The following is a 7,441-nucleotide window of genomic DNA, read 5'->3' as shown; positions in this document are numbered from 1 at the left end:
TTAGGCTTTGTCCGGAAAGGAATACATTTGTATACTGCGAAGAATTATTCTCGCTCTGCTCAAAAGAATTTATCAACAAATGAACTCGCAACACAAGTGTTGCTCATGCTGTCATGCTCTTTTCGAGCATAACACAACACTATTTTACGCTGTAAAAGCGTAAAATTTGTTTGTCTAAAAAAATCTTCAAAGCAGTATACCAAATTATTCTGGACGAAGCCGTTCTTTAGATTCGCTCTATTAGAAAATTAAAGGTTGCAGCATGGAGTTCTTTTTGCAATCCGCCCCGAAAATAAATACTTTTTTAAAGTCTTTTTTCTTTATTTTTTTTACTATGGCTAAAAAAATAGATTTGCATAAATATATTGGTGTTTTCTTAATTATTCTTGGTATCTTACCGTTTCTAGGTGCAAACTTAGGAAAAACGTTAGGTACAATTGCAGCAGCACTTACCATTGTTTGTGGCGTTGTAATTTTACTTACAAAATAAATCAAGAACATATTGTTTAACATTAACAACGGCGAAGGTTTATTCTCGCTTGGCTTAAAATAACTAGAATCGCATGCGATAATTTCGATTTGCTAACGCAAGTCAAAATGCATTTAATTTAAGAATTTTTCAAGTTGTATTGTTAAGGAGTATTGTTTACCTTATTCTTTTAATGTTCCTTCTAAATTATCCGGATGTAACAGCAAATCGAGCGCATCATTAATGTGGGGTACAATAATATCTACTGCCGGAATAATTGCGGTGTGGATACCTTCTCCTTGTACTGTTGCAACAGATAAACTTGCATGTACAAATAATCCGAGATCAATTCGTGCATTTCCAACGGCCATTGTGTTGGGTATTGTTTTTGCAAGTAATGCTTTTTCTGTGCTTGTTTTTGCAATCATGATTTCTACGCCGAGTCGGGATGCTATTTGTTGTGCTGTTCCTCGCTGGTCACCGCTGATGATGATAATTTTTATTCCTAATCGTTGTATTGCTCGTAATCGTCGTTTAATTCCTCGTGGCAATTTTCCTCGAACAGTAATGGTGCCATTTAAATCAAGAAGCAATGTCTCTAATTCTAGTGTGTGACCTTGAATACTATATTCCATAATTTTCTTCTGAGATGTTCTTCTTTATAAATTTGTGGAAATTATTAAAAAAGAATTGATATTTGTCTCTTGTACATATGCATTCATTTACAACAGGCGCTATTGTAGCCTATAAAACTATTGACAGAATAAGCACAACAGGCATAATTCTTCCAAAAACTGATTTTCTTGATTTATTTATTAAAGAGAATGGCAGTTGGCCTACAGCACAAGAATATACAAAACAAATAGAAGCGCGTTTTGGTAATCGTTTACCATTCAACCAATTTGGTGATGAAATACCTTTATTTGATAGAATATGGAATCGCTGCGCCGCCAGTTCTTCTCGGATTATTCTTCCTTCGGAATCGTTTCTAAAGAGTTCTTCTCATCTTGGCGTGCACAATATTGATAGAAAAATTGAAGGTAATAGAACGCAAAGATCATATGATATTATTTTAGTAACTGATTGTCAATACATCGCTGAAGTTGGTACAAGAAGAGACGTTCTTATTGTTGCTGATGAGGTTGTACAAGAATTATTTTTGGATAATTGATACAATGGTCGGTGTTTTATCTAATGCTTCTTTTCCTGCAGTTTTATATGCTTTACTAAGTCCTGCAGTACCAAGTTTTATGCCGCCAAAAACTCGCGCAACACAAACAAGGACGTTTCCTAATTTTTGTTGTTGTAATAATCGCAGTAAAGGCGCTCCTGCTGTTTTATTAGGCTCTTTATCATCGTTTCCTCGTTCTTCAAACACTATTTCACCTAGTTTATTTAGGCTCGCTAATCGATAAGCGTATGCGACATGATTTGCTTTTTTATGTTTAGAACGAAGCGCGTCTATTAATGGCTTAACTTCATCTATGGATGTTATAGGATAGACATAACTAAAAAAAGATGATTTCTTCTCTATACATTTAGCAGAACTCTTTTGTTTCACAGTTGTAAAGTGCATGCGCAGTATTAATATCAAGATAAAATTTAAATACTTGTCTATGTTTGAATTTTTTAGGTGATGGTATGGGAAAAAATTATACTTCTTATGTGATTGTTTTAATTGTTTTATTTTCATTAGCTGTTTTTGTTAATTTAATTAATTGGGTGATGAGTATAGTTGGTTGGACACTACTTCCAGAATTAACTCAGTTAAGCAACGGTTATATGATTTATGCAACAATTATTGGCGCAATAACTTTAGCTATCGCAACAATTTATTTGGTGCAGCTCATTAAAGTAAACAAGAGTTTATTTATCTGGACGCATATTGTTTTTGGCTATTATGTTGTGCTTACGTTAGTAAATATTATTATGTCCTTAGTTACAATGGATACAACTGCAGTTCCCGGTTTTGAAGGTCTCATGGTTGGTTTTACTCTTGTTATTGGTGTTGTTGCTATTGGTGGCGCTATTGCTGTTTGGATAACCTTTTACAAACATTTACTTAAAGCGCAGAAAACAAAAAGATTAGTATTTAATTAAAGCCGGAATAATCTTTCCTAGCACAAGAATAACAATAATATAGTGTTATGCTAAATAATTTCAAAATAATTTTTTTCTGGGGTTGTCGCCCTCTTTTTCTTTTTTTCAGATAGAATTTTTTTGAGGTATCCTAACAATTCGTTAGCACATACACTGGTTACGGTCCATTCTACGTTTTAGGCTTTGGATGTGCTCCTTGTAGCGAATCTTTATCATTTAAGGCCTTGTTGGGCCTTTCTTTTTCTTTTTTTCTTTATCGGATTTTTTTGAGTCGTAGGATAATGCTTTATCAGATAATGATTCTTCATTTACGTGGTTAACTGCTTTTATTTCTTGTTCCTCTTCTTCTGTTTTGGGGATGTATTCATTTTTAACCAAATTAAGTTCTTGATGTTTAATTGCATCTCTAACTTTCTCACAAAACTTTACAGCGCCTTCATAGTATGAGCGTACGGGGTCTTTATCATTATGATCTAAAACAGCTATCACCTTGTCTTTGCCGTGTGGATCGTGAATTAAATTTTTTAGTTTATACGCATCAGACTTGAAAAGTTCAAATTCTTTTTTCTCGTAGTTTTTTAGTTGTAGTTCGAATCGTGTGATAAGGTCAAGTAATTGTTCGGCATTAACATTTTCTGTTCCAATACCTAGTGAGGAGAATTCATTATACCAATCGGCAGGTATACGTAGTTTCTCTCGCATATTGCTTGTGCCGCCATGATATTTATTATAGACTCGTCCCACAACAAAGTTAAGTGCTTTTGATTTATCTTCAATAGAATGCACGTAGTCTTCAATGGTTTGTTCAACAGTAGTTTCTGTTTCTGTTTTATTTTCTTTGTTAATAGGACTTTTAAAAACGTTATAGACTATAATTATGTAAAAAATGGAAAGTATAAAATTGATTCCTATTAATACAGGGACATCTATTCGCTTAGCAACACTAGGACTATTTGTTCCAATAATATAAAATGCACCGAGTAAACATATTGGTAAAAACCATAATATTTTGCGCTGTTTTGCGTATTGTTCGTGGATGGTTAATGAGATGAGTATGGTAAGAATTGTTGGAAAAAAACCGATAACAACGATAAAGAGGTTGTGATTACCTATTGCTGCTGTGATAATAATGATAAGTAAACTAAAGAGTAGAAATAATCCGCTGAGCACCTCGAATGCATTTACTTTTTTCTTAAGACTCATATAGTTCTTTTTCAGAGGAAATTCATTTATAAAGGTTCTTTTTTCTTTCTTAAAATAGCTTGTTTTACGAATTTTATGTTCTTTATTTCTTTTAAGATAACGCTTTTCTAAGCTAACCTTTATAAAGGGATGTTAATTTCTCAAACAACATGGCAAAACTAATCAGAGCAGGCGCTTGGCGGCGTTTAGAGCGTCCGTATACAAGAAAATCTAAGTATCGGTCTAAAGCATTCGTTCGTGCTGTTCCTGCTAATAAGGTCGTAAAATGGGAAATGGGCAATTTACAAGCAGCTTTTCCTGTGGTTGTTCGACTTCACTCAGCTGTTGATATTCAATTGCGTCATAACGCTTTAGAATCTGCTCGTAAGAGTGCCAACAGACTTCTTGAGACCAAATTAGGTCGTATGGGTTATAAGCTCAAATTTAGAGTTTATCCGCATCATATTCTGCGAAATAATCCTTTAGCATCTGGTGCGGGGGCTGATCGTATGAGTACTGGTATGAAGATGAGCTTTGGAAAAGCAGTAGGTCTTGCTGCTCGAGTTCATAAGGGGCAACCTATTTTAGAAGTACATTGTTATAAAAAAGATGTTCCTTTAGCAAAAACAGCTCTTGCTCGTGCTCGTCATAAGTTTCCTGCCGGCGGTTATGTGGATGTAGAAGACATGCCTGTACAGACTGTTTAATATTGTGCACTACTTCTTTTTTTATTTTCATTCTTTTTCTTCTGACTACGCTAGATTATTGTTTTAGTTTAGTTTGATTACTGTAAAAATGATTTATTGTTCTAGAAGAAGAAAACAATTTTTGTCTTTCCTTATGAGTAATTATAAATGTTTTTAAGTCTTCTTCTTCATTTTCTTTTTAAAATGGGGTGGTTTATAGAGTTCTATCACGTTATTGTTGGTAATAAATACTGGCATGCGTTAGCAATTTTTATTATTGCACTTCTTTTTGCTGAACTTCTTGTATTATTTTTTAAGAAAGTTGTTGATAAAATTGTTAAGAAAACAAAAAGTAAAGCTGACAATCGTATTGTAATGCGTATCGAAACACCCATTATTGCACTAATTATTTTAGTTGGTTTTCAATTTGCTTTGCGAAAAATAATAACTAGTGTTGATATTTTTGAAAATATTGTGAACACTATTATCATACTTATTATTACTTATATCTTCACAAAAATCATAAACATTCTTTTAGAGTTCTGGCGAAAATCTCGTCTTGAAGATATTCAAGCACATGATCAATTTCATGAAGAAATGTTGCCCTTAATGAAGAGTCTAACAGCTATTTTACTTACCCTTGTTGCTATCATGGTTGTTCTACAAATGTGGGGTGTGCAGGTTGGTGCGCTTCTTGCATCAGTTGGTGTTATAGGGGTAATTTTAGGTTTTGCCTTTCAAGATACGATGAAAAACATTTTTGGTGGTATTGCATTAATTTCAGATGGTTCAATACATAAGCATGATGTTATTCGTTTAGAAACAGGTGAAGCAGGAGAAGTTGTAGAAATGACGCTTCGCTCAACAAAAATTAAAACATTCGATAATGACTATTTACTTATTCCTAACGGGATGCTCACCAACTCTCGATTTATTAATTATGCGCAACCAACACACACTATTCGAGTTGTTCTTCCAATTTCTGTTGCTTATGGAAGCGATGTTACGCAAGTAAAAGAAGTGTTGCTGAGTGTGCTTAAAGGACGAACTGATATACTTAAATATCCTAAACGAGAAGCACGATTTATGAAAATGGGTGAATATGCTCTTGAATTTGATTTCTTGTTTTATATTTCTGATTACAAAAACAAATTTACGATGATTGATCAAATTACAACAGAAAGTTATAACGCGCTACAAGCAGCAGGAATTGAAATTCCTTTCCCAACCAGAACTATTTATGAAGCAAAACATAAAGATCCTAAGCCCATTTTACACACGTCAACACAATCACTGGATGTGGCAAAAGAAAAGAAATTTATACGCAAAAGTAGGAAAAAAACTGTTCCTAAAACTACTAAGAAAAAAAATTAATTTATCTAGTATTGTGTTGTTATAGGATATATTTCTTTTAGCAATCGTTGAGTAATTTTTTTTACTTGCTGTTCTAACGCTGGATCTGTTTTATCTTGTGCTCCTTGTAAAAATATTTCATAATTAGTTTTTGCTTTTTTTATTGCAGAAGGATCATAATCAATACTCATATTATAATATGCATCGCCTAATTTTCTAAATGCATATATTCTTTCTAAAGAACAGCCTATTTCTGTTGATTTAATAATATTTTGTGCAGAACGACGCCATCGATGCCCCCAAAAAGGTAAGGTATAATGTTCATTATGATTTTCTTCAAAGGGGTGGAAAACTTTTGCAACAAAATAATTATCTTTTGCTAAACGCGTTGCAATATCAAAAATATTTGTTGCTTTTGCATGTTCTATTGCTTGGAGCATCCGTCCAACAGCATATTTATTGCCTTGTGCATGATACCCTGCATGAAGTTTTTTTTTAAGACTAGTGTTTTTATCTTTTAGGACTAAATAAAACATATTTGAAAAAATATTTGCTTTTGTATTCACAATCCATGCTTTACTTTCTAATGTTTCTGCATAGGTTGGATTTTGAACATCTATTGTGCTTAAATGTTTGTTGTGCACAGCAATTGCATGCGAGAAAAATTTGAATGCAAGATTTATCCAATAATCAGTATAGGTATAGTCAACGAGATGGCGTTTAGCATTGCTTTTATAACGAACAACTTCACTAAGAGCATCATTAATAACACCTAATTCTGCAACAACCTCTGTTTCTAATCCACCATTTTGTAAAACGGATTCCAAATCGGCTGCTTTTGAAGGTTTTATTCTTCTTGTTTGATGTTTTACTATAAATGCTTCTACATCCATATCAAAAAGAACAAAATAAAGAACTCTTTATTTACTTTACTGCTTTAGTAAATGCGTTCACAAACGCTTTGTTTTGTTTTGTAACAATATCAACTGCTTTTTTGAGTGCATCTGATGGTTTTCCTGTTGTTGTTTCAACAACAAATTTGGGGATACCAATTTGGGGATGCTCGATTGCATAAGTTGCAATGCTAACACCAGACACTTCTAAAAGAGCCTTTTTTAATGTATTACAGAACGTGTGATCGCTTCCTACAAGCTGAAAAACCATTCGTTTGGCTGTTTCTTCAAGAATTTTAATTTCCATGATGAAGAGCAGTAACTACGACTCATTTATAAAGCTTTCAGTTGGAGATGCTTAATCATAACGCCTGCTAACTAGTTGCTCTATTGGGCGTTCTTTGAATGTATTGGTCATAAAAGTTCTATCCAAGACACCTCTGTGAAGAGCCCTATTTAAAATGGAGGGTAAATGCATATTGTGAAGTATTATTCTTGCTACGCTTACAAAAGCAGTACCATCAGATGCCCTTATTTCGTTGATGAAGAAGAAATGCATCTAACACAAAAAAACTTCAATGGCGGGTAGGCAAATGATTTTGAACAAGCCCCCATGAAGGGCGTTGTTCAAAAAGGTATAAATATGTATACTGACAAGAAATTACTATGGTTCAGACAGAAATTTCCGGTCAGTATGAAGTTAGTTTACACAAGCAAGTTATTAAAGTTTTTCATGCTTCAGGCATGAAATATCATGA

10 protein-coding genes are annotated in these 7,441 nt (G+C 33.5%); 5 read left to right on the top strand and 5 right to left on the bottom strand.

The window, feature by feature from the left end; translation table 11 throughout:
• The first annotated feature begins 334 nt into the window (after nucleotides 1–334).
• Nucleotides 335–490, top strand: coding sequence for a hypothetical protein (locus tag K9M74_05555; GenBank protein ID MCF7799340.1), 156 nt, complete (start codon nucleotides 335–337; stop codon nucleotides 488–490).
• A 161-nt stretch (nucleotides 491–651) separates the two neighbouring features.
• Here K9M74_05555 and K9M74_05550 read toward each other — a convergent pair whose 3' ends face one another.
• Complete coding sequence (locus K9M74_05550) at nucleotides 652–1,104, bottom strand: hypothetical protein (protein MCF7799339.1); 453 nt, start codon at nucleotides 1,102–1,104, stop codon at nucleotides 652–654.
• A 77-nt stretch (nucleotides 1,105–1,181) separates the two neighbouring features.
• Between K9M74_05550 and K9M74_05545 the strand changes: the two genes are divergently transcribed.
• The gene (locus K9M74_05545) at nucleotides 1,182–1,640 is read left to right on the top strand and encodes a hypothetical protein (protein MCF7799338.1); all 459 of its coding nucleotides are present in this window, start codon (nucleotides 1,182–1,184) and stop codon (nucleotides 1,638–1,640) included.
• On the opposite strand, the gene K9M74_05540 is transcribed toward K9M74_05545, so the two are convergent.
• Nucleotides 1,623–2,045: a YigZ family protein gene (locus tag K9M74_05540; GenBank protein ID MCF7799337.1), complete on the bottom strand. Its 423-nt coding sequence runs from the start codon at nucleotides 2,043–2,045 to the stop codon at nucleotides 1,623–1,625. The two genes, K9M74_05545 and K9M74_05540, sit on opposite strands and share 18 nt — an antisense overlap.
• Nucleotides 2,046–2,110: 65 nt before the next feature.
• Here K9M74_05540 and K9M74_05535 point away from each other — a divergent pair, with 65 nt between their 5' ends.
• Nucleotides 2,111–2,569, top strand: a complete 459-nt coding sequence (locus K9M74_05535) for a hypothetical protein (GenBank protein ID MCF7799336.1) — start codon at nucleotides 2,111–2,113, stop codon at nucleotides 2,567–2,569.
• A gap of 216 nt (nucleotides 2,570–2,785) precedes the next feature.
• On the opposite strand, the gene K9M74_05530 is transcribed toward K9M74_05535, so the two are convergent.
• Complete coding sequence (locus tag K9M74_05530) at nucleotides 2,786–3,772, bottom strand: hypothetical protein (GenBank protein MCF7799335.1); 987 nt, start codon at nucleotides 3,770–3,772, stop codon at nucleotides 2,786–2,788.
• Between the two features lie 149 nt (nucleotides 3,773–3,921).
• On the opposite strand from K9M74_05530, the gene K9M74_05525 reads away from it, so the two are divergent.
• Together K9M74_05525 and K9M74_05520 are read left to right on the top strand one after the other, a co-directional pair.
• A complete protein-coding gene (locus tag K9M74_05525) occupies nucleotides 3,922–4,458 on the top strand; it encodes a 50S ribosomal protein L16 (GenBank protein ID MCF7799334.1) in 537 nt (178 codons plus the stop codon).
• 183 nt (nucleotides 4,459–4,641) lie between these two features.
• Nucleotides 4,642–5,811 (top strand): mechanosensitive ion channel family protein, encoded by a 1,170-nt coding sequence (locus K9M74_05520; GenBank protein ID MCF7799333.1) that lies wholly within the window; start codon nucleotides 4,642–4,644, stop codon nucleotides 5,809–5,811.
• Between the two features lie 5 nt (nucleotides 5,812–5,816).
• Here the strand turns inward: K9M74_05520 and K9M74_05515 are convergent, their stop codons facing one another.
• Nucleotides 5,817–6,683, bottom strand: a complete 867-nt coding sequence (locus K9M74_05515; GenBank protein MCF7799332.1) for a hypothetical protein — start codon at nucleotides 6,681–6,683, stop codon at nucleotides 5,817–5,819.
• A gap of 31 nt (nucleotides 6,684–6,714) precedes the next feature.
• The gene (locus K9M74_05510; GenBank protein ID MCF7799331.1) at nucleotides 6,715–6,990 is read right to left on the bottom strand and encodes a DNA-directed RNA polymerase subunit L; all 276 of its coding nucleotides are present in this window, start codon (nucleotides 6,988–6,990) and stop codon (nucleotides 6,715–6,717) included.
• Nucleotides 6,991–7,441: the final 451 nt, after the last annotated feature.

Source organism: Candidatus Woesearchaeota archaeon (genome assembly GCA_021734105.1).
In the GTDB taxonomy this organism is placed as follows: domain Archaea; phylum Nanobdellota; class Nanobdellia; order Woesearchaeales; family SKGA01; genus SKGA01.
This window is presented reverse-complemented; position numbering and strand designations above follow the sequence as displayed.